Origin of the sequence: Bradyrhizobium sp. WSM1743, assembly GCF_000473065.1 — a bacterium.
GTDB lineage: Bacteria > Pseudomonadota > Alphaproteobacteria > Rhizobiales > Xanthobacteraceae > Bradyrhizobium.
Genome location: NZ_AXAZ01000055.1, coordinates 1 through 24,389, shown reverse-complemented (window position 1 = coordinate 24,389; position 24,389 = coordinate 1). Strand labels below are relative to the sequence as shown.

General features: G+C 62.2%; 24 protein-coding genes and 4 pseudogenes. 7 read left to right on the top strand and 21 right to left on the bottom strand.

From position 1 onward, the window contains the following. Window positions 1-93 precede the first annotated feature (93 nt). The 3 genes from YU9_RS0127380 to YU9_RS0127370 all read left to right on the top strand — a co-directional run bounded on the left by YU9_RS0127380 (window position 94) and on the right by YU9_RS0127370 (window position 2,651). On the top strand, window positions 94-1,041 hold the full coding sequence (locus YU9_RS0127380) for a sugar-binding transcriptional regulator (RefSeq protein WP_198028308.1): 948 nt from the start codon (window positions 94-96) through the stop codon (window positions 1,039-1,041). A 138-nt stretch (window positions 1,042-1,179) separates the two neighbouring features. Further along, window positions 1,180-2,199: a zinc-binding dehydrogenase gene (locus YU9_RS0127375; RefSeq protein ID WP_027575663.1), complete on the top strand. Its 1,020-nt coding sequence runs from the start codon at window positions 1,180-1,182 to the stop codon at window positions 2,197-2,199. Window positions 2,200-2,261: 62 nt separating this feature from the next. Then, complete coding sequence (locus YU9_RS0127370; protein WP_027575662.1) at window positions 2,262-2,651, top strand: NUDIX hydrolase; 390 nt, start codon at window positions 2,262-2,264, stop codon at window positions 2,649-2,651. Between the two features lie 61 nt (window positions 2,652-2,712). Here YU9_RS0127370 and YU9_RS49215 read toward each other — a convergent pair whose 3' ends face one another. The 6 genes from YU9_RS49215 to YU9_RS0127340 form a co-directional block, all read right to left on the bottom strand. Then, complete coding sequence (locus YU9_RS49215; RefSeq protein ID WP_063623755.1) at window positions 2,713-4,332, bottom strand: inositol monophosphatase family protein; 1,620 nt, start codon at window positions 4,330-4,332, stop codon at window positions 2,713-2,715. 71 nt (window positions 4,333-4,403) lie between these two features. Next, window positions 4,404-5,708 (bottom strand): ABC transporter substrate-binding protein, encoded by a 1,305-nt coding sequence (locus YU9_RS0127360; RefSeq protein WP_084299081.1) that lies wholly within the window; start codon window positions 5,706-5,708, stop codon window positions 4,404-4,406. A gap of 29 nt (window positions 5,709-5,737) precedes the next feature. Continuing rightward, on the bottom strand, window positions 5,738-6,613 hold the full coding sequence (locus YU9_RS0127355) for a carbohydrate ABC transporter permease (protein WP_371259203.1): 876 nt from the start codon (window positions 6,611-6,613) through the stop codon (window positions 5,738-5,740). Continuing rightward, the gene (locus tag YU9_RS0127350; protein ID WP_051380541.1) at window positions 6,613-7,542 is read right to left on the bottom strand and encodes a carbohydrate ABC transporter permease; all 930 of its coding nucleotides are present in this window, start codon (window positions 7,540-7,542) and stop codon (window positions 6,613-6,615) included. The genes YU9_RS0127355 and YU9_RS0127350 overlap by 1 nt, the downstream gene beginning before the upstream one ends. Next, window positions 7,539-8,705, bottom strand: coding sequence for an ABC transporter ATP-binding protein (locus YU9_RS0127345; RefSeq protein WP_027575658.1), 1,167 nt, complete (start codon window positions 8,703-8,705; stop codon window positions 7,539-7,541). The genes YU9_RS0127350 and YU9_RS0127345 overlap by 4 nt, the downstream gene beginning before the upstream one ends. Before the next feature lie 6 nt (window positions 8,706-8,711). Further along, window positions 8,712-9,536, bottom strand: a complete 825-nt coding sequence (locus YU9_RS0127340; RefSeq protein WP_027575657.1) for a metallophosphoesterase — start codon at window positions 9,534-9,536, stop codon at window positions 8,712-8,714. 565 nt (window positions 9,537-10,101) lie between these two features. Between YU9_RS0127340 and YU9_RS48175 the strand changes: the two genes are divergently transcribed. Then, window positions 10,102-10,347: a hypothetical protein gene (locus tag YU9_RS48175; protein ID WP_027575656.1), complete on the top strand. Its 246-nt coding sequence runs from the start codon at window positions 10,102-10,104 to the stop codon at window positions 10,345-10,347. Window positions 10,348-10,454: 107 nt separating this feature from the next. On the opposite strand, the pseudogene YU9_RS51175 reads toward YU9_RS48175, so the two are convergent. The 10 genes and pseudogenes from YU9_RS51175 to YU9_RS50200 all read right to left on the bottom strand — a co-directional run bounded on the left by YU9_RS51175 (window position 10,455) and on the right by YU9_RS50200 (window position 19,661). Next, window positions 10,455-11,038 (bottom strand): annotated as a pseudogene (locus YU9_RS51175) (ABC transporter permease). Beyond that, window positions 11,035-12,393: a HupE/UreJ family protein gene (locus tag YU9_RS51170; protein WP_084299080.1), complete on the bottom strand. Its 1,359-nt coding sequence runs from the start codon at window positions 12,391-12,393 to the stop codon at window positions 11,035-11,037. The pseudogene YU9_RS51175 and the gene YU9_RS51170 overlap by 4 nt, the downstream one beginning before the upstream one ends. After that, window positions 12,390-13,415, bottom strand: a complete 1,026-nt coding sequence (locus YU9_RS0127320; RefSeq protein WP_027575654.1) for a DUF4340 domain-containing protein — start codon at window positions 13,413-13,415, stop codon at window positions 12,390-12,392. Before YU9_RS0127320 ends, YU9_RS51170 begins: the two co-directional genes overlap by 4 nt. Window positions 13,416-13,446: 31 nt before the next feature. Beyond that, the gene (locus tag YU9_RS0127315) at window positions 13,447-15,045 is read right to left on the bottom strand and encodes a Gldg family protein (protein ID WP_156952150.1); all 1,599 of its coding nucleotides are present in this window, start codon (window positions 15,043-15,045) and stop codon (window positions 13,447-13,449) included. Between the two features lie 11 nt (window positions 15,046-15,056). Next, window positions 15,057-15,758 carry an ABC transporter permease gene (locus tag YU9_RS0127310; protein ID WP_027575652.1) on the bottom strand — a complete coding sequence of 234 codons (702 nt, stop codon included), beginning with the start codon at window positions 15,756-15,758 and terminating at the stop codon, window positions 15,057-15,059. After that, window positions 15,755-16,699 (bottom strand): ABC transporter ATP-binding protein, encoded by a 945-nt coding sequence (locus tag YU9_RS0127305; RefSeq protein WP_027575651.1) that lies wholly within the window; start codon window positions 16,697-16,699, stop codon window positions 15,755-15,757. Before YU9_RS0127305 ends, YU9_RS0127310 begins: the two co-directional genes overlap by 4 nt. 110 nt (window positions 16,700-16,809) lie before the next feature. After that, window positions 16,810-17,646 carry an N-acyl homoserine lactonase family protein gene (locus YU9_RS0127300; protein ID WP_027575650.1) on the bottom strand — a complete coding sequence of 279 codons (837 nt, stop codon included), beginning with the start codon at window positions 17,644-17,646 and terminating at the stop codon, window positions 16,810-16,812. A 222-nt stretch (window positions 17,647-17,868) separates the two neighbouring features. Then, window positions 17,869-18,182, bottom strand: a pseudogene (locus tag YU9_RS50205) (YbaK/EbsC family protein); the annotation flags it as partial. A 734-nt stretch (window positions 18,183-18,916) separates the two neighbouring features. Then, complete coding sequence (locus YU9_RS0127290) at window positions 18,917-19,177, bottom strand: PepSY domain-containing protein (RefSeq protein ID WP_027575649.1); 261 nt, start codon at window positions 19,175-19,177, stop codon at window positions 18,917-18,919. A gap of 28 nt (window positions 19,178-19,205) precedes the next feature. After that, window positions 19,206-19,661, bottom strand: coding sequence for a hypothetical protein (locus tag YU9_RS50200; protein WP_245266542.1), 456 nt, complete (start codon window positions 19,659-19,661; stop codon window positions 19,206-19,208). Here YU9_RS50200 and YU9_RS42640 point away from each other — a divergent pair. Further along, a complete protein-coding gene (locus tag YU9_RS42640; RefSeq protein WP_027575647.1) occupies window positions 19,642-19,851 on the top strand; it encodes a hypothetical protein in 210 nt (69 codons plus the stop codon). The genes YU9_RS50200 and YU9_RS42640 overlap by 20 nt on opposite strands. Window positions 19,852-19,934: 83 nt before the next feature. Beyond that, the gene (locus tag YU9_RS0127275) at window positions 19,935-20,627 is read left to right on the top strand and encodes an MgtC/SapB family protein (protein ID WP_027575646.1); all 693 of its coding nucleotides are present in this window, start codon (window positions 19,935-19,937) and stop codon (window positions 20,625-20,627) included. Between the two features lie 171 nt (window positions 20,628-20,798). Here YU9_RS0127275 and YU9_RS42635 read toward each other — a convergent pair. The 4 genes and pseudogenes from YU9_RS42635 to YU9_RS51165 all read right to left on the bottom strand — a co-directional run bounded on the left by YU9_RS42635 (window position 20,799) and on the right by YU9_RS51165 (window position 23,042). Further along, window positions 20,799-21,168 (bottom strand): annotated as a pseudogene (locus tag YU9_RS42635) (NUDIX hydrolase). A 285-nt stretch (window positions 21,169-21,453) separates the two neighbouring features. Beyond that, complete coding sequence (locus tag YU9_RS0127265) at window positions 21,454-21,903, bottom strand: GNAT family N-acetyltransferase (protein ID WP_027575645.1); 450 nt, start codon at window positions 21,901-21,903, stop codon at window positions 21,454-21,456. A 49-nt stretch (window positions 21,904-21,952) separates the two neighbouring features. Beyond that, a complete protein-coding gene (locus YU9_RS0127260) occupies window positions 21,953-22,366 on the bottom strand; it encodes an N-acetyltransferase (RefSeq protein WP_245266541.1) in 414 nt (137 codons plus the stop codon). A 199-nt stretch (window positions 22,367-22,565) separates the two neighbouring features. Then, window positions 22,566-23,042 carry a 2'-5' RNA ligase family protein gene (locus YU9_RS51165; protein ID WP_371259206.1) on the bottom strand — a complete coding sequence of 159 codons (477 nt, stop codon included), beginning with the start codon at window positions 23,040-23,042 and terminating at the stop codon, window positions 22,566-22,568. A gap of 288 nt (window positions 23,043-23,330) precedes the next feature. Between YU9_RS51165 and YU9_RS0127250 the strand changes: the two genes are divergently transcribed. Beyond that, the gene (locus tag YU9_RS0127250) at window positions 23,331-23,981 is read left to right on the top strand and encodes a uridine kinase (RefSeq protein ID WP_027575642.1); all 651 of its coding nucleotides are present in this window, start codon (window positions 23,331-23,333) and stop codon (window positions 23,979-23,981) included. A 135-nt stretch (window positions 23,982-24,116) separates the two neighbouring features. Here the strand turns inward: YU9_RS0127250 and YU9_RS46235 are convergent. After that, a pseudogene (locus YU9_RS46235) lies at window positions 24,117-24,389 on the bottom strand (transposase); the annotation flags it as partial.

Genomic DNA, 24,389 nt, shown 5'->3' with positions numbered 1-24,389 from the left:
ATCCGCACGGCACAGATTTGACGACCACGGAAAGATCGCCTCATATGCTCCGACGTCTGACTGTGCCTTGAGGCCGCTGCGGGGGGCTGCGCCGTGACTGACCAAACCATCCTGCGGGTCGCCTGGCTCTACTACATGGAGAACCTGACCCAGGCCGAGATCGGTGAGCGTCTGGGGCTGACCCGCGCCCGCGTCAACCGCATGCTGTCGGATGCCCGGCAGACGGGTATCGTCAACATCCGCCTCAACTCCGCCTTTGCCAGCTGCACCGAGCTGGAGCATCGCTTGCGCCGGGAATGCGGCCTCGAGGATGCGGTCGTCATCCCGAGCCCGGAGAATCCGGAGCAGGTCGGCAGCCTGATCGGCATGGCGGCGGGAGCGTATTTATCGAAATTCCTCGAACAGAAGCGGCCGCGCATCATCGGCATCGGCTGGGGCGCGACCTTGCGCGAGACCATCCGTTACGTCACACCGGCCGACTATCCCGAACTGTCCATCGTCTCCATGATGGGAGGGCTGTCGCGCGGCCTCGAGCTCAACACCTTCGAGATTGCCGGTGAGCTCGCGCACCGGCTACACGCCCAGTGCAGCTATCTGGCCGCGCCGATTTTTGTCAGCAGCCGGCGCTCGCGCGACACCTTTTTGGCTCAGGAGGTCTATCAGGAGGTGCTGAGCAGCGTCGAGAAAATCGATCTAGCGCTGTTGAGCATGGGAGATCTGACGCCGCGCTCGCTGCTGATGCGGCATGGGCTTCCGCCGGATGTCCGTACCGAGCACCTGCGGGCGGCAGGCGCCGTCGGCGATGTCCTGGCGCAATTTCTCGACAAGGCCGGCCGGCCCATCGATCATAACATCAACAGCCGCGCCATCGCGCTGCCGCTCGAGAAGCTGGCGCGCGTGCCGACGTCGATGCTGATCGCCGGGGGGCTCAACAAGGCGCCAATCATCGCGGCGGTCCTGCGCGGCCGGATCGGCAAGGTGCTGGTGACGGACGAGAACACCGCCGTCGCCGCGCTCAAACTGATCGACAAGCAGAAATAGCCGCATTCGCGCAAACGGAGAGGGGATCCGCGGCACCGAGGGCGCGAGCCCCCGTGTGCGCCGAACGAAAAGCATTTGTCACTTCGATATTACATATGTAATATGAGGGAGACGATTGCTCAGAAGGATGGCGTCGACATGCGCGCTGCGGTGCTCCAGGACATTCGTGATATCCGCGTCCTCGATATCCCCGAACCAAGGCCGCTCGCGGAGGACGACCTCATCGTCCGCGTCAAGGCTGTCGGCGTCTGCGGCAGCGACCTGCATTCCTATCTCGAGGGCGGAACAACCGGTCCGACCAGCGTCAAGCCGTTCGTTCTGGGACACGAATTCTCAGGCGTGCTCACGCCGGACTCGGCGCGCAAGGCGGGGTTCTCGGCCGACGCGCTGGTGGCGGTCGATCCTTCCGTTCCCTGCGGCCATTGCGAGTGGTGTCACCGCGGGCACACCAATCTCTGCCCAAACGTGAAGTTCCTGGGCTACGCGCCTCACAACGGCGCCATGGCCGAGTTCGTTTGCGTGCCCCGGTCCGCCGTGCATCTGGTGCCTGACAGCATCGATCCGGCAGGCGCTGCGATCCTGGAAACGCTTGGGGTGGCGATCCATGCGATGGATCTGGCCCGCCCGCGGCTTCTGGAAAGCGTCGCGGTGCTGGGCTGCGGGCCGGTGGGATTGCTGCTGGTGCAACTGGCGCGGCTCGCGGGGAGCGGAAAGATCATCGCGATCGACCCCGTCGAGCAGCGCACCGCACTGGCCTGTGACCTCGGGGCGGACGTGGCATGCCGCAGCTATGCCGAGGTCGGCAACGCCACGGAGGGCCGCGGAGTCGATCTGGTGATCGAGGCAACCGACTCATCGCACGGCTTCGAGCACGCCGCGCGCTGCGCCCGCATCGGCGGCCGGGTCATCCTCGTCGGCATTCCGGAGAACAACCAGTACATCCTGAGCGGCGCGGAATCGCGCCGGAAGGGCCTGTCGATCAAGTTTTCGCGCCGCATGCCGGAAGTCTATCCGCGCGCCATCGCACTAGCGCAAGGCGGGCAGGTCAAGCTGGCACCGCTGGCCACGCATCGCTTCTCGCTCGACCAGACGCCCGCTGCGTTCGAGCAGCAGGTGGCGCGGCGCGATGGGATCATCAAGGCGATCATTTTCCCGTAATTGAGCGCATCTCGCCAAAGGCCCGGGCAAAGGAAGCAGGCATAGAAAAAAGGCCGGTCGTGATGGCGAAATCGTCCAAGTTGGTCGTCGCCCGAAAGGGGCGCGTGCTGATGGTGAGACGCAGGCGCGACGGGCTCTGGATGTTTCCAGGCGGCCGAAGGCGGGCAGGCGAGAGCGACAGAAGCTGCCTGTGCCGCGAGATCAAGGAGGAGCTTCCCAAGCTGAAGCTCGGGCCGTTGAAACTCTGGAAGGAAGTGAAAGCGAGGAAGAGCCGAACCGGCCGGCGGATGAGCGATGCAATTTTCCTGGCCAAGAAAGTGTCGGGGCGGCTGAAGGTCGGCGACAAGAAGGAGATCGATCGAGCAGTCTGGCGCAAGCCGCGCGGCGCCAGACTGACGCCGACCTCGCGCTACATCCGCGATAAGCTGTTTCCCAGGCGAGGCCGCCGCTAGGTCGCTTCAAACGGTTCCTTCCGGTGAAAGATCGCCCGTCATGCGGGTCTGAGACTGCTCGTCATTGCAGCGCCTGGCGCAGGAGAGCGAGCAACTCCTCGTGGATCAATCCGTTGGAAGCGATCTTGTCGAGATCGTCGTTGCGGCACGGACGCCCCGTCAGCGTCGTGACCTGCCCGCCGCCGGCCCACACCATCGGCATCGCGGCCGCGTGCGAGACGATGTCGGCCTTCAGTGAAACGAAGCCGTCCAGACGTCCCGAGGCGACCATCGTTGTCTCCAGGGCGCCGGAGACGACGATACGCACGCCGCGCACCACTCTGCCGAGCAGTTCAATGACGCGCGTCGTCCGCCGGACCTCCTCGGGCGAGAAATGCGAGGTCAGAATCACCGAAATGACCGCGTCCGACAGCGAGCGCGTCGTGGAGACGCATGCCGGCACGCCATCGATCGTCGCGCCTTCCCCAGCGAGATAGCGTGCCGTCATTCCGATATCGGGCGCGTTGATCAGGCCAAGCTTCGTCTCGCCGCCGACCTCGTAGGCGACCGTCACGGAAAACCACGGCAGCCCCCGCGCGTAGTTGATGGTGCCGTCGAGCGGATCGATGATCCAGCGCGCGCCGTTGTCCCCGGGACTCGCGCCGCTCTCTTCCGCCAGGATGCCGGCATCCGGCGTCAGCGCCTTCAAACCCGCAACTACGATCGCCTCTGAGGCGAGATCGGCCTCGGTAACGATGTCGAGATGGTCCTTGCGCTCGGTGCGCAGCGGCGTGGTTTGCATCGCGACCAACTTGGCCGCGGCCTCATTGACGACGGCGCCGGCGCGGACGAGCAGGGCCGGAAGGCCATTGTCCCGGTCCGTTCCCGGATGATCCTGATCGGTCGCGATCTCGAACGGGGACCCGTGGTCTCCAACGGGAACGAGGTGGCTGCTGATGCCCATGTTCGGCCGCCAAACGTGCAACGCAAATCCCGGCGGCTCCATGATGAAGCGGTTGCTGCGACCGGGCCGCAGGTCGAGCGCAACCTGGTGCGCGGTGCTGGGGATGACGTAGCCTACGGTGCCGGCGTAGTGCGCCGTGATCGAGCGGTGATAGTGGCCGCACAGCACGCGTTCGATTTCGGGATGGTCTTTGATGATTGCATCGAGCGCCTCGGCCCCAAGGAGCCGCAGATCATCCATCCCGTCGGCCCCGACCAGGAACGGCGGGTGATGAATGACGACGACCGTCGGCTTACCGCGCCCGGCCGCGAGGGCGTCGCGCAGCCATTGTTGCCGGGCGGCGCAGAAGGTTCCGTGGATACTTCCAGTCTCGACGCTGTCGAGGAAGACCAGACGCAGCGGAAAATCGTCGACGACGAAGTTGATGAATCCGTCGGGCGGAAGATAGCGGTGGCGCGGGCGGAGCGAAGAGATCAGTTGCTCGCGCCGGTCGTGGTTGCCGGGAATGACGAATACCGGCATCGGCAGCCTTGCCAGGCCGGCAGCGACAACCTCGTATTCCTCTTCGAGCCCGCAATCCGTCAGATCGCCGCTGACCACGACGCAGTCGGGCCGTGGGTCGAGGCTCAGCACGGCGTCGATCGCATTGTGAAACATCGCGTTGGTATCGACGTCGTCGTAAGCGAGCTTGCCGGGCGATCGGACATGCAGATCGCTCAGCTGGGCAATGATGAACACAGAATTCTGCCTCCCGAAGAGAAGAGTAGCGGCTTGCGTCCGGCTGCTTGCCGCAATTGATTGCCTGCTGCCTACGAGCTCTTCATCAAGGCATTGCTTTCCTTGACCATGCGATCGAGCCCGGCCTCGACGGGCGTCTCGCCGCGCATGACGGCATGGATGATCTCGCGCTGGGTACGCCAGATCTTTACGGACTGTCCGCCCGGATAGCCCTGCCACGGCTTCGCGCGCTCGATCTGCTGCGACACGGTACGGAAGTTCGGGTTCTTGTCATAAAACGGCGCCAGGAATTCGGGCCCCGAGGCGCGCAAATTGGTCGGCATATAGCCCGTGGTCTCGACAACGATCTTCTGCGCTTCCGGACCACTCACGAACTTCAGAAACTCCCATGCGGCCCGCTGCTTCGCCGGATCCTTTGCCGTGATGATCGCCGCGTTGCCGCCGGTGGGCAGTCCACCCTTCTGCTTGTCGTCGATCGGGAAGGTACAGGTGCGCAAGGTGAACTTGTCGCCGATCAGGTCCGTGACCTGGCGCAACCGGGCCGGCGTGTCGGCGAAAATGCCAATCTTTCCGGCAATGAATTGCTGGCGCGAAGAATCCCAATCGATCAGCGGCATCTTGGCGTCGGCAACGAACTTCCGACAGTGAGCGAGTGCGTTGCGCCCAGCGTCAGTGCCGAACCCGGCAGCAGTCTCCGACGCATCGAGCATCTGACCGCCGCCTTGCAGGATCAGGGAACGGAACAGCCAATCGTCCGGCCAGTCATGAATATTGTAGGCGATGCCGGCGACATCGGCGCCCTTGGCCTTGATGTTGACGGCGAGCGCGATCATGTCGGCCCAGTTGTTGGGCATCTTGTCGGGATCGCCACCGGCATCCTTCACGAGTTGTGCGTTGAAATAGATGATCGGCAGGGATGCGTTGAATGCAAGGCCGTAGATCTTGCCGTCGACCGCGCCGAGCGCCAGGATGCCGTCGGAATAATTGGCCCTGCGCCAGGCCGCATCCTCCTTCTGCAGCAATGGCGCCACTTCCGTGATCTGGTTGCGCTTCACCAGCGTGCGCACGAGCTCGGCGAGCAGGTGATAACCTGAATAATAGACGTCCGGAAGCTGGTTCGTGACGGCCTGCCGCAGCATGGTCTGATGACCTTCGTCGTAGCTCGCCGCCGGCGCCCGAAATTGGATCTTGATGGCGGATTGCTGCTTCATGAACTCCTGAGCGATCGGCTCATGGAATTTCGCGAAGGCGGGAAAGGCATAAAGGACATCCAGCGTCACGTCCTGCGCTTGCGCCGGGCGCGTCAGAAACGGGCTTGAAAGCGCGGTCGTCCCGATGGCAGCGGCGCTCTTCAGGAGGTCTCGGCGATGCAGCATGACGGTGTCTCCCCTGGCAGTGGTTGAAGTCATTTGATTCCGGTCATCGTGATGCCGGCAATGAAATGCCGCCGCGCGATCAGGAAGGCGATGACGAGCGGTGCCGTGATGATGGTGGCGCCAGCCGCGAGCGCGCCGTAATTCGAACCCAACTCGGAATCGGCGAAATACATCATGCCGAGCGGCGGCGTCGCGAGCTTGGTGTCGGAAATGACGATGAGCGGCCAGTACAGATCGTTCCAGTGCGCCACGACCGAGAAGATCGAAAACGCTGCGATGGCCGGCCAGGCGCTCGGCACGACGATGCGCCACACGATCTCGAACTCACCGACACCGTCAAGCCGCGCGGCCTGGATGATCTCGTCGGGATAGGACTTGAAGAACTGGCGGAAAAGAAAGATCGCAAACACCGACAGGAAGAACGGCATCATCATCGAGAGATAGGTGTTGAGGATGCCGAGCTCGGCGAATGCGATGTAGAGCGGGAGCGAGGGCGCCTGGACCGGAATGCAGAGTCCGAGCAGGACCAGCGAGAACAGGATCGGCCGTCCCGGAAACCTCAGCTTGGCGAGCGCATAGGCGCAGGGAATCGCGACCAGCAGCTGGACCACGAGGATTCCGCCGCACACGATGAGACCGTTGAGCAGAAAGCGCAGCAGCGGCGCAGTGCTCAGGGCAGCTTCGAAGTTCTGCCATCCGAAGAACTGGCGCGGCCAGAGCCGGAACGTCGCCTCGAAGATCTCGCCCGGCGGCTTGATCGCGCTCGTCAGCATGAAGACGAACGGCAGCAGCATGAAGACGGCGCCGCCGATCAGCACCCCGTGGACGAGAGCGAGCGACACGAGGCGCCGCATCCGGATCGCGGCCGGCGCAGGCGGGCGAGCGATCGTGACCGATGTGCCCATCAATAGTGCACCCGTCGGTCAAGGACGAAGGTTTGCAGCACCGAAAAAACCAGGGTGAACGCGAGAAAGACCAGCGTCAACGTCGCCGCATAGCTCATATGAAAGTACTGAAACCCTTCCAGATAGATGGCATACAGCAGTACCTCGGATGCGCCTCCGGGGCCGCCACGGGTCATCACCGCAACCGTATCGAAGATCTTGAACGCGGTGATGAAGGTGGTCACGGTCACGAACATCGTGGTCGGACCAAGCATCGGCCACGTCACTTTCAGGAAGCGGTCGATGGGGTGGCTCGCGCCGTCGATATCGACGGCCTCATAGAGATCGCGGGGGATCGCCGAAAGGCCGGCGAGGAACAGCACCATGTTGAACCCGACGAGCTGCCAGATGCCAATCGCTGCGAGCGTTGGAATGACGAGGCGCGGCTCGCTGAGGAATGCCGTCTCGGCGAAGCCCAGCCCCTTGAGAACCTGATTGATGAGCCCCAGTGTCGGGTGCAGCAGGAACTGCCACATCGTGGCCATCGCGATGAGCGTCGAGGTGACGGGGAGAAAATAGATCACCTCATAGAGGCTCCGCGTGCGCTTGCGCTGGTGAATCAGGATTGCGACCAGCAGCGAAATCAGGACGCCGCCGGGCACGACAATCGCCACGTAGAGCAGGGTGTTGGTAATGGAGCGCCGGATCACGGGGTCCTGAAGTGCCGTGCCGAAGTTCTTCAGACCCACGAACGAGAAGTCGAGTGCGCCCAGCTCATAATTGGTGAAGCTCAGGAACGCGAGCGCCGCCAGCGGCGCCAGATTCGTTAGGACCAGCAGGATGAAGGCTGGTGCCGCAAAGCCCAGGCCCGCAAACCGCTCGATCCATCGCTGGCGGCTGGCCGGCGGCGCGGCGGCGAGCGGGGTGATCTCTGCGATGATGGCGTTCATCGGACCTCGCTCGCGCGGCGCACACCGCGGCTGGCCGCCATGCGGCTTTCGATCTCGATGCGCCGGCCGTTGTGGTCGAACACGTGGCAATCCCGTGGCTTGAAGGCGAGCGTGACCTCGCCATCGGGAATCGGCATGTTGTTGTCGACGCGGCACAGCACCGCGACCTCAGGAGAGGCCACTAGGTCGAAGTGAAGGATGCTTTCCGAGCCGAGATTTTCGCGGCGCCGGAATCTGCACGTGACGACGCACGGTCCACCTCCGATCCGCATCGCCTCCGGACGCACGCCGACCGTCAGTTCCGGCGTCGGCGCGTTGTGGACATGGATCGGCAGCGTCCGGCCGAGCAGCTCGACCTGGCCGCTCGGCCCCACATGGGCTGGAAATAGATTGATCGCCGGACTGCCAATGAACTGCGCGACCGCGGTCGTAGCTGGCCGTTCATAGACATCGGCGGGGGTGCCGAGCTGGAGTATGTCGCCGTGATCCATCACGGCAATGCGATCGGACATCGTCATCGCCTCGATCTGGTCGTGTGTCACGTAGATCATCGTGACGCCGAGACGCGCGTGCAGCTCGGTCAGCTCGCCGCGCATGTGCACGCGCAGCTTGGCGTCGAGGTTCGACAAGGGCTCGTCCATCAGGAAAGCCTGCGGATGACGCACCATTGCGCGACCCAGTGCGACGCGCTGCCGTTGCCCGCCCGAAAGCTGTCCAGGGCGGCGGTGAAAGAAAGTTTCGATACGAAGCTGCTCGGCGACGGCCCGCACCTCACGCGCGATCTCGCCCATAACGCGCCTACGGCGAGACGACAGATGACGCAGCAGCGGCAGGCGCTCGAACAGGTTGAGGCGCGTCATGGTGAGCGGCAGCGCGATGTTGTCGAACACCGACATGTGAGGGTAGAGCGCGTAATTCTGGAACACCATGGCGATCCTGCGCTCGTGAGGCCGCAAATGGTCGACCGAACTCCCGCCGATCGAGACCGAGCCGCGGTCCTGCGATTCGAGCCCGGCGATGATGCGCAGGAGGGTCGACTTTCCACATCCGGAGGGGCCGACCAGCGTCAGAAACTCGCCGTCCGCAATGTCGAGGTCGATGTTGTTGAGAACGGAAGTGTCCCCGAAAGCCTTATGGATGCCGCGCAATGTGAGGCCGGCCATCGCAGATCACGCCTCAGCTTCGCGTGGTGGATAGACTTCGTGCACGACGTCGTCGATCCAGTAATCGGTAAGGCCGGGCACCGAACGAATGCTCACGTCGATGTTCTCGCCGTCGATATCGTAGACCACTGCGCCGAGCCGCGCCGCGCCGCCCATCGGCGGCGCCAGTTTCTCACCGACCAGAAAGCCGGCCGCCGGCCCCCAAATGTAGTGCGTGCCGTTCAGCCTGATTTCGTGCCAGCGATGCAGATGTCCGCTGGCCACGATCTCGACCCGATAACGATGCAGCAGATCGAGAAGGGCGCGACGCGGTTCCGGCTTGACCGACCAGTAACCGGTGTCGGCCTCGGTCGGCGACTCCATGAACAGCGGCCGGTGCGTGAACCAGGCAAGGCGACGCCCCGCAGCATCGGCCATCGCGGCCTCGAGCCATTCGGTTTGCCGCGCCTCCTCGGGGCCACCGCCGAAAATCATCGAATTGAGCCCGATCAGGCGCCAGCCGCCCACATCGCGTAGCCAGCGGTCGTCACCGAAGTGGCGGCGAAAGCGATCGAGCCGCTCCTCGTTCACCGGTTGGTGCGGATTGCCAAACTCGCCGACATCATGATTTCCCGGAACCGCCGCGACCGGGACGCCGAGCGACGCCAGTTGCGTTGCGCAATAGGCTGCATCGGCTTCCTGATCGGCGGCATCGACCGTTACGTCGCCCGTATGTATGACGAGATCTGGCTTATGCTGCGCGATCCAACCGGCAAGTGGCGCCCAGTTCGCGTCGAAGTGCTGCTTGCTCGGGCTGAGATGCGTATCGGAAATCTGAATAACTCGGGCCATGACGCCTCTGCTTTGGGTCGTGTGTCATGCCGTGCGTTGGGCACGCAGCGGTCTCTCGCTCGAATGCCGTGTTTCTCGCCGGGCGAGATTGGGACAGTCGTTTCAATCGTTTGACCTAAGGTTTTTGGCGCTCTCCCAGCAGCTAACCATTTTCAATGACTATACATATGATCGCCAATGGTGACAAATGTAATTTCAAGAAGGCTGTTTCGATCAGCTCATTGAGGTTCGGCATGCCACGGGTCTACCCCACACCGGGCCCTGAGTGCGTTTCCCTCATCGAGCTGCTCGTTGGAGGTCTGCGCATGGTGCCAATGTTAGATGAGTTCTGGGCTTCAATAACGCGGCGAGATACGGCCTGGTTGTGTGGGTGCCGGTTCATTTTTCTCGAAGCGACGCGTGCAATCGGTTTGGGCAGCGGCTCTCGATGGGTTGCGGTTGCCTTGCCGATCGGGATGGCTTCGGTGCCCTTTCGAATGGCTGGATATCGGACCGACTGTTTGGGTCCGTAAGACGGAAGCCAATTGCACTCTTTGTGCCCTCAGCAGTAGTCGCTGCTGCAATCATGTACGAATTGCCCGTGTCTAGCCCCTGGGCGATCGTCGCGCTATTTTTCTGCGGCTTCTGCGTCTATGGCCCTCACGCTACATTCTGGCGCTGGTGCCTGACTTGGTCGGCCAGCGGCGCGCCGGCACGCACGTATTCGTCCATATTCGCAGGGTTGGCTGAGCGCCTGATCGGTCATCTGCTCGATGTCACCCACAACACATCTCTGGTGTTCGCGGTCTCGTGGGTGTCGGGTGCGCAATGAGCGGCCTGTGCGCAGCCCTTATCAGAAGATGATTTCCATAGGTGTCAAATGCGACGCCCGACATGGATTACGCAGCGGCGCGCCGACGAAGGGAAATCGGCGGCGCCCTACGTCCGAGCGTGGCTGGCCAAGGCGTTATCAACAGCGCAACCGAACTGAAGGGTGGCAGCCTTCCGCTGGCCGGATGTCAGCTTCCTTCCTAAGACTGGCTGGGTCCCGTTGAATGTTCGACGGTGGCCCATTTTCCTTACCAAAGCGCGCCGATTCCGCCGGTCAGCGCCAACGGCAGGGTGCTGAAGTTGAGGGCCGCGTCCCGCGAGCGCCCCGAGCAGAAGCAGAACGATTAGGCCAAAGGAAGCGGGTACCACGAAGATCAGCCGTTGCCGCGCGACGGCGAAGTTTCGAAATAGCTGCCCCAGGGCGCGCGGCCAAGCCTTACTTGCCGCCCAGATTGCCGTAGTTGAGGTGCGCGCCGAGGACGCGGGCGCCGCCAGCAGTGATCGTGCAGCGAACTCTTCGGTGGAAATTCGATCGATACGTAGTCGATGGCGATGATCGGTCAGTTGTGCGTCGCCCAGGACAGCGGTCAGCGTTCCTAGCCCGGTCCCGACAGCGATCAGGAACATGATCAGCAATTGGTATTTTACCGCGTCGGCCGGCTCGACGCCGCGAGAATCTGGCCTGTTATCATCCCCGGCAGGGAAACAAGGCCGATCGCCGCCATGCTGTTCTGATCGGCAGCTTCTCAACGCGTCCCGTATGACTGGTAGCAGGGCCTGATACCGGGTGCCGCCGAGGGCAAGACAAGCTTCTGGCATTGCCGGCGCATCTGATGGCCAGTTTTCTACCTTCCAGACTGGCCTCGCACGCGAGCTCAAGTCCGTTGGGCGCGCATCCTTGCCATGCTGCCGCCAGGCACCGCCAGAATACTCGGATGATGAATCCGCGACGCGTCAGGCCTCCACCACGCGCATGAAAAGCCAGTAGCCGCTGAGCAGGCTGATCACAGCGGATACGGCATAGACCAGCCCAGTCGCCCTCATCGGCTTGGTGCGGTCCAGTCGTGATCAGCTCGTCGAACAGGCCGAGCACCGGGAGCACGATCGCGACGATCGCGACTTGGCCGATTTCGACGCCGATATTGAAGGCCGCAAGCGCCGGCACGATCGCATTCGTCGGCAGGCCGACCTCATGAAGCGCGCCGGCGAAGCCGAAGCCATGGATCAGCCCGAACAGGAATGCCACGTGCCAGCGCCTGTCTATGTCGCGCGAGAAGAAGTTCTCAATGGCAACGAACATAATCGAGGCCGCGATCGCTGGCTCCACCATGCGGCTCGGGATCACGACGAGGTCGAGCGCCGCCAGCGACAGCGTGATCGAATGGGCGATGGTGAAGGCAGTGACGATCTTGACGACCGGAATGAGCCGGCGCGCCCACAGCACGACCGCGATCAGGAAGGCGATGTGATCGTAGCCGAGAAGGATGTGCTCGATGCCGGTGAGGAGATAGCGCTGCATCGTCGACCACAGCGGCGGCGCCGGCGCCGAGAGCGTGACGGTGGTGTTGCCGGCATCGAGGAGCGCCTGCGCCTCGGACTCGCCCTGCGCGACCAGCACCACCTGCCGCGCAGTCGGATCTTTCTCGGTCAGCACAGTGGACCGGTAGATGATGTCGCCCGTGACGGCGGTGCACGCAAAACTGTTGCGGTAGATCACGCCGTCGCCGTCGGCGAGGATCACGGCCGTTCCTGCGGCGCAGCCACTGCCATCGCTGCCGGCGACGGCCAGATGCATCTTGAAATAGGCCAGGATCAACGGCGCAGCCGCATCGACCGCGGCGGGATCGACCGCATCCGCCGTCGCGTCATAAATCTTCGTGCCAATGAGGCGATCGACATCACCGCCCTTGAGCGCGACCTCGACGGCCACCGTGCGGTCCGCAGCCAGCGCCACGCGTGCCGTCGAGAGATTGACCTGATGCGCGCGCACCGGCGCGCCAAGGCCGAGCAGGATCACGCCGAGCAGCAGGAGGCGGAGCAGGCTCATGATCCCGCTCCGACCGCGCGCAGCAGCTCCGTCAACCGGCGCATCTCGAACTCGGCCACGGTGACCACCGCGCCATCGGGCGCGAGGCGCGCATAGCGGTCGAGGCTGTCGGCGGACGCCCCGAATTCGAGCCTTGCCAGCGGCGCGGACGCGTCGCGCGCAAAGACCAGCACGATCAGGCTTGGCAGGTTGAGCCCGTAGCGGGCCAGTTGCGACAGGTCGGCGGGTCCAACATGCGTCTCGATCGCGCTCGAATCGAATGCGCGCAGCGCTGCGTCGATGATGCGGGCCTGCTCGGGATCGGCGACATGCACAACGTTACCGGCCGCGTGGTTGTGCTGGCCGAGATGACGGAACCAGTTGCCGTCAGCGTCGCGTTCGAAGCGGGTGAGCTTGCCGGCGAACAGGATCTCGAGCGCCCACACCTGCGCCATCGACACCGGCAGCAACAGGCTTCTGCCGCGGCTTGCCGCGTCCGGTCCGGTCGGCCCGCGCAGACGGCGCGCCATATCGAGCGTGACACGCCACTCATCGCCAACATGGCGCGACATCAGATACACCGCGGGACGCCCGGCGATCCGGACATAGTGAGAGGTGCTCGCCGGGTTGAGCGTGCCCACATTCACCGATGTCGCCGAGCCACCGGCCGTCTCGATCACGGCAACGGTTGCGGGCGGATCGAGACCAAATGCGGCAAAGCTCGACGCGGTGAGCTCGCTTGCCGGAATTTCGCGTGCAGGCTCGCTAACGATGACGAGCCGTAGCGCGGTTTCGAGATGCGATTTGAGCTCGGCCGGCACGGCGCCGCCCAACCCCTCGATCGTCCACTCGCCGCCCTTGCGAACCAGGACGACACTGTCGCTGCCGGAACGGATTTCCACCCGTCGCGCGTCCGCGGATGCGATGGTCACAAGACCCTTCGGCACAAAAGCGACCTTGCTGCGCAGCTCCGGCCATTGTCCGCTGATGATCAGGACAGCCAGCAGTGCGGCGAGGCACCAGCCAGCAGCGGCGTCAGCCATCGGGCCGTTCCGCGTGCGGCCGCCCCGTACGTCACCGTCGCCTCCACCACATTGCAACACCGAACAGTGCTGTGCTCAGCGGCAGCAGCACCTCGAGCACGATGAAGGTGTTGCGCATCTGGCTGCTGGTCAACACGATCTCCGGCAGCTTGAATGTCTGCGGTGCGATGCTCGGCGTCGTGTCGTCCTCGGCGAGCCAGCGCAGCATGGCGAGCGACAGTTCGCCATTGGAGACGTAAGGAAAATATTCGTTGCTCGCGACCTTGCTGGTGCCGGCCACCACCAGGCGGAAGCGCTTGTCCGGCGCCGCGCCCGGCCAGCTGCCTTGGAGCGCGACCGCGAGCGGCTGCGCGCTCCGCCGTGCGCTCGGCGCTTCGCCATCAGTTGCGGCCGGCGCTGCACTCGGCGAGCGCAGATAACTATCCTGGCTGCTCGCGGCCAGTACGACGAGACTGACTCCGGGCGGCAGCTGCGCCACCGCGAGCGGCCGCGCTTGCGGAAACACGGTCAGCGCCAGACGCTTCGTGATCGGATGCGGCGGATAATAGGGCACGGCGACCTTGTCCGCATCGGTGCGGAAATGATTGAGCGGATCGATTACGATCGCAGCCTCACTCGACAAGCCCACGGGCTTGAGCAGCAACCGCTCAAAATCGCCGTCGACCTGCGAGAGCGGATCGATCAGCAACAACAGCCGGCCGCCGTCCCTCACATAATCGCCGAGCAGCGCTGTCTCGCGAGCGTCAAAAGCCGTGCGTGGACCGATATCGGCGACGACCGAGCAGTCGGACGGAATGGCGGACGCGGTCGCCGTGACCAGCTCGCGCATTTCGAGGCCGATCTGGTTCAGCGCCAGCAGCAGCCGGTCGAGCGCTTCGGGCGCAGTCTCCAGCACGTCGCCGGCGCCGGGCGTCTCGTGGCCCTTCAGGGTCTCGACATGGCTGAAGTGGAAGTGCGAGGGCAGCGGACGGAACGTCTCGCCGTGGCCGGTGACGAAGCAGACGGTCTCCACGCGTTTGCGCAGCACGCGGAGCGCCGCATAGCCGATGCGGGCGGGATCGATGACGTTTTCGACCAGAACCTTCCGGTCGTCGGCCTGCAACACCGCCGTATTATAGGCGCGCACGCCGAGATCGCGGGCAAGGCCGGGCTCCTTGTCGAGGTCGATGGCGCGGAAGGCGAGCAGCGGGTGGTTGCGCGCGGCGGTCTGAACGAGGTCGCGGACCGCGATCGCGTTGGCGTCACTCGGATTATAGAAATAGGTCAACGCGAGCGGCGTGCGCAGTTGCGCGATCACGTCGGTGAGCTGTTGCGGCGGCGTGTTGCGCGCTTCCCGGCTGACGTCGAAATGCACGTCGTGACGGTACAGTGCGACGTTGGCGCCGATCACGGCTGCGACCGCAGCAATAGCGATCGACGCGTTCGCAAGCCAGGCCGACCAGCGCGCGCCGCCGCCGCGCAAGGGAAGCCGGATCGCGAGCATGAAGAGCGCGAGCAAGGCTAGGGCGCAGGCGGCAAACAAGAGGCTGTTCGATGCAGTCTCGCCGAATCCTGCAAAGCCCAGGGCGCCGCAGACGATCGCCGCGGGCGCCAATGCGAGGAGACCAATGTTTCTGGCGGAGTCGCTCATCGCCTGCACCCTCAGCGCCGCGCCAGCGCGCGGACCGTCAACAGCAGCGTCAGCAGGGTGACGCTGAGGAAGAAGCCCACGTCGGACAGATAGATCGAACCGACGGCGAAGGGACGGAAATGGACCGAGAGCGACAGGTTCACCACCAGCGTGTCGGCGGGGCTCGGCAGCAGCCAGCCGAAATTGTCGATGATCCAGAGCAGCAGGAACACGCTGAGCGAGATCAGCGCGGCGATCACCTGGTTGGCCGTCAGCGCCGAGGCGAGCAGCCCCGCGCCGACCAGCGCCGATCCGAACAGCAGCAAGCCGAAATAGCCGCTGTAGATCGGTCCGAAATCGGGGTCGCCGAACCAGGCGAGCGCAGCCGCGTAGGTCCCAGACAGCACCAACATGACCACGATCAGGCTCATCGCGGCCAGAAACTTCGCCAGCACGATCGCGACCTCCGAGACCGGCGCGGTCAGCAGAACCTCCAGCGTCTTCAGCTTCCGCTCCTCGGCGAACAGACGCATCGTGATCAGCGGAACAGTCAGCATGAACAGCACGAACATCTGGAAGAAGATGTGCACCATGCTGGGCTGATGGCTGAGGAACAGGGTGAGCGTGAAGCTGTAGCCCATGATCAGCAGGAACACCGTCATCAGCACGTAGGCGATCGGCGAGGAGAACAGTGCCGTCGCTTCCTTCCCTAGCAGCACCGCAAAGCTTCTCATGCGGCCGCCTCCGGCCGGGTGAGATCGAGGAACACCCTTTCGAGATCGGGCCGCAGCTCGGTCAGCTCGCGCAACGGGATCTGGGCTGCGACCAGGGCGGAGACCAGATCCTCCGCGAGCAACGGACGCCGTTCCGCCATGATCAGAAGACGTCCGGCGCTGCTCGGATCGGCGATAATCTCGCGAACGCCAGCGACGGTCTTTGTCGCACTGCGCACAGCATCTTCTGTCGCGTCTGCCGACAGTCGCAGCGCGAGATCCTGCGCGGCGTCCTTCAGCGCATCGGGCGTCAGAAGCACGCCGTCGAGCAGGATCATCACGCGGGACGCCATCTTCTCGATTTCGGGCAGGATGTGCGAAGCCATCAGCACGGTGTGGCGTCCCGACAGCGACTGGATCAAGTCGCGCACGGCGATCACCTGGTGCGGATCGAGACCGCTGGTAGGCTCGTCCAGCACGAGAACTTTTGGATCGCCCAGAAGCGCTTGCGCGATCGAGACACGCTGGCGGAAGCCGCGCGACAGTTTTCCGGTCGTGAGCCTCATGACACGGGCAAGGTCGAGCCGCTCGGCGGCTTCATCGACCGCCGCCCTCGCCTTCGGCCCGTGCAATCCCTTGATGCCGGCCATGAAGTGCAGGAACTCGCTGACCCGCATATGGTCGTAGAGCGGCGCATCTTCCGGCACATAGCTGATGGCGCGGCGCACGCCGAGCGAATCTTCGACGACATCGTGGCCCGCGACCTCGATCCGTCCAGAGGTCGGCACCAGATAGCCGGTAAGCATGCGGAAGATCGTGCTCTTGCCGGAACCGTTCGGCCCGAGCAGGCCGACGATCTCGCCGGGCGCGATCGCAAAGGACACGTCGGCAACGGCGCGCCGCGGCCCGTACCATTTTGTTACGCGCTCGGCGACGACAACCGGAGAGACAGCCGACAGCATGGAAGCTTTACACACCCCTGTGGCAGGCACCGCGTAAGACTACCGCGCAAAATCCCGGGCGCGAAGGCCCGGGATGAGACGCGTGTGCGATGGCCCGAAGTCGGGACCAATCACTCGTAGAATTCGGGCGAATGCTTGTGCGCCTTGAACGTATCGGGGTCATGGGCATAGATGATGTCGGCGCCCTCGGTGTCACGAACCCGCTTCACCCAAGCGTAGGCATCGAGCATGCCGACCGGATCGTAGACGCTGCCGATGCTCGGCAGGATGTTCTTGTCTAAGTTCTCCTGGAGATAAACGGCATCGCTGGTCAGCACCACCGTGCCGGTCTTCGGCAGGCGCACGACCAGGATCTGACTTCCGGGCGTATGCGACACGGTGCGGTGGATGAAGACGCTGTTGTCGCCGAACAGGTCGAGATCGCCGTCGAGCTCGATGGTCTTGTACTTGGAAGGCATTCCTCCGCCGACGCTGTTGCGCAGCATGGCGAAATCGTCGGTGATGAAGAAGGTCGCGTAGCCCGGCGCAGGCCAGAACGCGTTCCTCATCTCGTCGCGCTGGTACACGAAGGTCGAATCCAAGAACTTGCCGATGTTACCGGCGTGATCGACGTGGAAGTGGCCGAGGATGACATATTTGATGTCGGACGGCTTCACGTTGAGCTTAGAAAGTTGCGCGTCGATGGCGATGTCGGGCGAACGGCCGGGATCAAGCGCCTTGACGAACGGGCCCCAATAGTCGGGATCCTTGATGATGCGGTCGTTGTTGCCGCAATCGAACAGAATGTCGCCCTTGGGGTGGCGGATCAGGAAGAAGCCGACAGGTATCTGGACCTTGCCGCTACTGCCGTTCTGAATGATCGACTTGTCGAGATTGAGCGCTCCCGAAGAGAAGACGTAGAGCTTCATCTCCTTGGGCGGTTCAGCGGCCGGCGCGGCTGCCGACATAAAAAAAAGTCCTGCGGCCAGAGAGCCAAGGACCTTCGACGCAGTCACCCGCATGTCGTCCTCCCTGTTTTCGACGCACTCTTTTTCAACGGATTGCAGCACCCTACCATAGTCTAACGCGGCTGTGCAGGCTCAATGGACGCGAGCGGGCGAATAAAATAAGGCTGCGCGAGACCCGACATTCTTGTGCGGTGCAATTGTCCCGCTGATGACCCCTCCTGCTCAGGCGACCACGCCGGCCACGACTACCTTGAGAACGTCGCGCACGTCGGCTGTTTTGAGCCAACCTGCAAGCCACGTTGACCGCCATTGCTATAGACCTGCTCCTGCCCAGGCGCGCTCTGCTCGACCACGGTGCGCACGAGTCTTCGATGCCCGGAAAGGGCTGATCCCGCCGATCTTGAAGCCGGCAACGCGTTCCGCCTTGGGCGGCTTCATCATCTACGCCGACTTGCCACCGCCGGCAGCGGCGAGCTTCTTCAGAATTCCTTGTCGGACGGGACGATGACTCGGACCGGCTTCCTGTCAACCACCGCCTAGAGTCTCCAATACGCGCAACGGGATCGTAGTCGTCGGTGTGAACGGCGAAGACAACGCCGGCGACCGCGAGCGCGTGCGTTGCGCGGGGTGGCGTTGGACATGCGCATGTCTAGCACAGTCGTTGCAAGGAGCGAAGCGAGGACGATGTGGATGTAGCGGCCAACAAGGTCCCGGTAATGTCCTATCACCTTGCCTGGCAGCGCAACATCGGCGCTGGCGCCGATACATCGGGTTACGGCCGTCTTTTTCAGTGGAATCGACCAATAGCTGACATGCAGACAGCGCCGGAAGGGCTTGTTGCTAATCGCCGACCGGCAGGTCCTCGACCGAAATGTCGAATTCACGCAGCCGCGCCGAATCGCGACTGGCACGCAAAAGGAGACGACAGCAGTGATCAGGTCGGAATACGCGTCGCGCGCGACGTCACCGTGGAATGCGAAAAACTTGGCCTGAGCAATCAAGGTCCGTACCGACCAGCTAGGCGGACCCCAGCGGTAGGTGTCTCAACTGTGCTGATGGGCCAATGGGCGACATTCACACCGCCGCCGGGAGAATCTCTCCTTGCCCGGCGAACTTCATCGGCGTAACCACAAAATGAGGATGCCCATTGCCATCGGAGCCAGTCCAAAGGCCAACGCAGCCCAGAACTTGGACTCCTGCAGGATGTCGAAGAAGTCGAGCATGTTGTGCAACGATAGCGGGTCTTGAACCCCTAGTCCCGACGCGCTCGCTAGTCATCGAGCTTTTCCGACGTGATCGCGCCGGTCTTGGCGTCGGCGCGAAATTCCATCCTCTGGCCATTCTTGACGCCTTCACCTTCCCATCGGCCGTCGTCGGCTTCTATTTTGGTCACCTGCGTGTAGCCCGACTTAAGAACCTTCTCGATCACTTCCTGAGCCGGCATCCAGTCTGGCCCCGGCTGATCGGCTCTCGCTAAGTCCAGCGCACCGACTGAAAGGGACATGGCGAAAATAGCAGTCGCTCTATTCATGGCAAAACTCCTGTTATCTTACCGAGCCTCACTTCTTGTCCGATTTTTTCTTGGCTTTCGACTTTTCCTTAGCCTTGAGCGCGTCCGCTTGGCTGCGATAAGCCTTGGCCATAGCTAGGAAGTTCTGCGAGAGTTCGGCATCAGAGTAGGTCCGCGCCATACGCTCAGCCGTTTCTGCCTGTTTCCGGAAAAACCTGGCTTCCTTCGCCATCGCACGCTCCGCCCCTCGCAGAGTGCGAGAAAGTTTGTTCGAGGCCGGGACCAATGGCCCGATGCCGCAGAAATCATAACACCAGGACGGGCCGAATGGGAATTGAGGATAATTTTCCGGAGGTGTAGCCTGCCATTTTGTCAGCTTTGGCAAGCAGGCGCCGCGCTTAGCAGGAACGCCGGTCATGAAGAACGCAGCAGTTGGGGCGTGGGTGGTTTTGCGAATTACAAGCTGGATAAGCTGGATAAGTTTCTTGGCGTATTCCTTCGCCACGACGCTCGACCGTGAAAGCTACCTTAATCGCTTCGCCCAGCCTCTGCCTTCCACTGAGGCGTGGCTGTTTGGCTTGGCTTTGGCCGCCGTGGCTGCCGGGTTCTTCGAACTGATGATGCGCGAACGGGCAGGGATCCGCCAGACCAGACTACTTCCGTCTGAAGCCTCCCAGCCCGCCTCATTGAGGTGAGGCACGCACACTGGCGAAAGGGGCAAAACCGCCCTTGCGCTAGTGCGCTCCCAGCGCGGCCAAGCGTCAAGTAGAGGTGGGCCATGGGCCACGACGAACTTGTGATTATCGTCAGAGTGGCTGGTGCCCTCCTGATCGGCGCGATGATTGGATTTGAGCGTTCGTTTCACGGCAGGCCAGCTGGCTTTAGAACCCACTCGCTGGTCTGCATCGCCTCAGCCATACTGATGATCGTCACGGTGTATCAGCACCAGTGGATGACATTGCTTGAACACGACGCCATCCGGACTGACCCAACCCGCATGGCGCAGGGAATTATGACCGGCATCGGTTTTCTAGGCGCCGGCGTCATCTTCAAGGAGGGGCTGACTGTCCGGGGACTGACAACGGCCGCGTCCATCTGGGTCACGGCAGCTATCGGTATTCTGGTTGGAATCGGATTCTGGTTCGCGGCGTTCGTCGGCGCCGTTGCGACCCTGATGGTGCTCGCGTTATTCAGAGTCATCGAGGCTCGATTGCCCAGTGAGTTCTACGCCCACCACATGCTGCGCTTCACCCGCGACAATGTTATGGGCGAAAGCGAAATCCACAAGATGATCGGGGCTCACGGCTTTACGATCGCCAACCTGTCATCCCGCCTCAGTGAAGGCGGGCAGCAGTTCGAATACCGGATGACGATAAAGAGCCGCGACAGGGCTAATGCGGAAAGACTTGCCAAGCATTTGCGCGGCTTGCCCGAGGTAGTTGAGTTTCGCATTACGCCAACCGGGGACTAGTTCCTGAGTGGCTTATCGCTACCTAGGGTGATATCCACAGCGCTGAGGGTACCGAGCAACGGTATTCTCCCGATGACTCAATCCCGCTCCCACCTTCGTTTCCCCCTTGGGAGCGGGTTTCTTTTCAAGGGGCCTGAGTCGATCTCGCGGGTGTGATAAGTGCGGCGCGGGTTATTTCGGAAATAGCTTGTCACGAATGTAGCGCGATGTTGGCGTCAGCCTGATGCCACGCGGCTTGCGCCACACCGCCTTGTCGATCTCGCGCTTGTCGCCAATCTTCAACGGGCCGGAGACCTTCTTCGATGGCATCAGTCATCCTGCGCCCCGACCGGCGGTTCTTGGCCTTCACTTCTTTCCAGAGCTTCACAGCGCCGAGTTTGAGCTTGGGCGGCTCTTCCCCGATCTCGCGGCGTAGGCATTTCCTCTCGCTTTCACCCAAGCGTTTGCGGCCACCGGGAAACATCCAGAGCTTGTCGCGCCGGCGCCTGACAAGGAGCACGCGCCCTTTCCTCGCGGCGACTAGTTTTGACGATTTGGCCATCCAGGCTCGACTCAAAATGGTTGCGGCGTCATTGTACTTCACCATTGTCGAGCTTCAACGACGCGGCCTGCGATAGTCCGTACCTGGTCCAGAAGAGCCACGGAAAAACCCCGCCTCTAAGAGGAGACGGGGTTTAAGTCAGAGGGAGGTACTCGCTGGCCAGCGCGTACCCCCGCGCCAAAGCTACCACAAGAAGGGTACACATCAATAGGCAGTTTTGACGGCGAAAGCCTGGGGGCGCCCGCGCTGCCGTGCCGCTCATTGGTCACGTCCGTTTGCCTTCCGTTAAGCGCGGCGTACTTCGAAGTATGTTTTGCCTCCGCGTTCGAAGCCCGCCCCTTCATAGAAGCGCAGGGTTATCTCACGCTTCGAACCTGTCGCCAAATGTACCTTGTAGCAATCTGCCCGCGCGGCGATATCAAGAGCGCGGGCAAGAACCCGTCGGCCTAGCCCAAGCTTTCGGTATTCTGCGTGGGTGACCACATTTTCAATCACCCCATACGATCTACCACCGCGAGACAGGTTCGGCACAATCGCGAGAGTGCATGAAGACACAAGCAGTTCTGCTGTTTGCGCGACGATCACCGTCATGAAGTCGGATGTAAGCAAGGTCGTCCAAACGCGTTCGGCTGTGGCCGCCTCTAGTTTAGGTTCGTGCGGATGAAGATGCTGGTAAAGCGTCAACACGTCAGGCAGATCGCGTTGCGTCGCTGAACGGACAATGATTTCGTTCATTCAATAATCCACCGACCGATAGGGGTTGGCATTGCGGGGAAGGCCTTGATTAGCCGGACAGCGCTTTCTGCATAAATATTCGATGCTGCCCGGGTGGGTAGTCGTCGAGTATGCCAAACGCGCTGTAGCCAAGCCGCTCGTAAAATGCGCGTGCTTGAAAGCTGTACGTATCCAACCACGCCCCACGACAGCCCCGGGCAATCGCCTCCTGCTCCGCTTGGAGCATTATTCGTCTACCAAAGCCGATGCCGCGCAGGCTGTCTGGCACGAACAGGAGACCGACGTGCATGAATGAAAAATTCGTCGCTCCCCACAGACCGCCTATGATTTCGCTGCTGTCTTGATCAGATAGAATAATTACCAAGGGCCTATGATTTTCCAGCTGACTGGCGCGGCTGTTGTTGAATGCAATCAAAGGACCCACGATTGCCTCCCGCATGCCGGCCTCGGGAGCGTCGGTCATCGTGAGCTTTGGTCGCATCTAGTTTTGCCTGTTAGGTTCTACCACGATACCGCAAATCATAGGGATTTCGGTGATGACGTGACAATAGCCATTTCTACGAAAGGTTGCAAAATTAGCTCATCTTGCGGCTGACCGTCATAATAATCTCCCGGGCAGATCATCGAACGGAACCGCCTGATCCGATGCGAAGTTTCCAGAGTTATGAATCGCTTCGACTGCACGCCGCGCTGTGCAGCACTTCGACGGGACGGAAGCGTACCAACTCGACCCGGTCGAGAAAGCCGGTGATTGGCTCCCAATTTGGTAGGAGAGCCATGAATGCCAGCCCCGGGTCAGGCAAGGCACCCGACAACGTCACGTGAGGCACCCAAGCTCCCGGTCGATAATGCGCATGAACCTTAAGATCGGGAAGTGCAGTTTGTATGGCCTGATGCCGGGCAAGCAACTCGGCCGTCACAACGGGCACCGCCCATAGAACGGCGCCATCTCCCGGGAAAGCACCTAATCCACTCAAGCAAACAGGAAGGGCCTCCCAGTTTCGGCATGTCTCCTCAAGCGCGTTGCGTAGCCTGTTAAGGGGTGCTTCGTCGGGGTAGATCGCCAGGGTGATATGCGGAGCGTAGCCAAGTTGGCAGCGATCGGCGTCGATTCCATCGGCAGCAAGCTTGCGCCACATGGCTTCGACAGGAACAGCGCTGATGGGATCTAAGCGGAGTGTAATCGCGAACGGCATAGGCGCGATACTAACAATGCCGCCCCACTTACAGCAACTCACTCAGTGCTCACCGAACGGTCTGAATCGCAGCTCCGGGTCAAGATTTGACTATGAGGCCACGGCCGGGTTTACCCCAAAGAGCCGACACCAAGGCGAGCAACTGATCTTCGACGCTAAGGGCCAATTGCAGAAAAGGACCGCTCGGTTGTAGGCTCAAAGTTGACTTGGCCTCAGCGAATCTGAATCCCGATGGAAAAGAGAAAGCAATTGCTGTCTGAGTTGGCCGATCGGCTTGTTATGACGGCACCAGACCGGATCGTCCGCGTCGCTATCGACGGTGTAGACGGGGCCGGAAAGACTACATTCGCCGACGAACTCGGAAGCGTTGTTGCGACTAAGGGGCGGCCCATCATTCGAGCGTCGGTGGACGGATTTCATAATCCCAAGGCGGTCAGATATCAGCGTGGGCGACACTCGCCAGAAGGCTTTTTCGAGGACTCGTACAATTACCCGGCTTTGAAGCAATACCTGCTAGACCCGCTAAGCCCCGGTGGTTCCCGCAGGTATCGTCGAGCATTTTTTGATCACGTGACCGATGACATCGTACCTGCCAATGATCTGGAGGCACCGCCGTCTTCCATTTTGCTGATAGACGGCATCTTTCTGCATCGGCCCGAATTGCTCACGTACTGGGACGCTTCGATCTTCCTCCGAACAGATTTTACTGTATCCGTTGCGCGGTGCGCTTCGCGGGATGGTTCGTCGCCCGACCCTGCGGCTCAATCGAACCGACGGTACGTTGAGGGACAGCGGCTCTATCTTCGAAGTTGCCAGCCCGAATCGAAGGCCACGATCGTACTCGATTACAACGACCTTGCGATCCCCTCGATTGTGACGTGAGCAGTTCAAACGACAAGGTCGGCTAATGGGATGGTCCGGCCGTGCTCCGGCCCACGCGACCATTTCTGCCGCAGCACGATCGCACCGCGCTGATCGCGCCCCACGACGTGGAACGAGTTCTTGCCGATATCGATGCCGATCACGGCGATCTTCGATCCAGGCGTTGAGGCCATAGCGCTGCCAACACCTGACCTTGACCAGCACAACCCACGCGGCTTGCACGAACAGCGCGCGCAGGTAGCGATTGCCGCGCCTTGAGATGCTGCCGAGGATCGTGCGGTCGCCGGTCGATATCTGCTTCGGCACCAGTCCAAGCCAGGCGCCGAAGTCGCGGCCCTTCGAGAACACATCTCCAGTGCCGATCGCGGCCACCATTGCGCTCGAGATGATCGGGCCAATGCCGGGCAC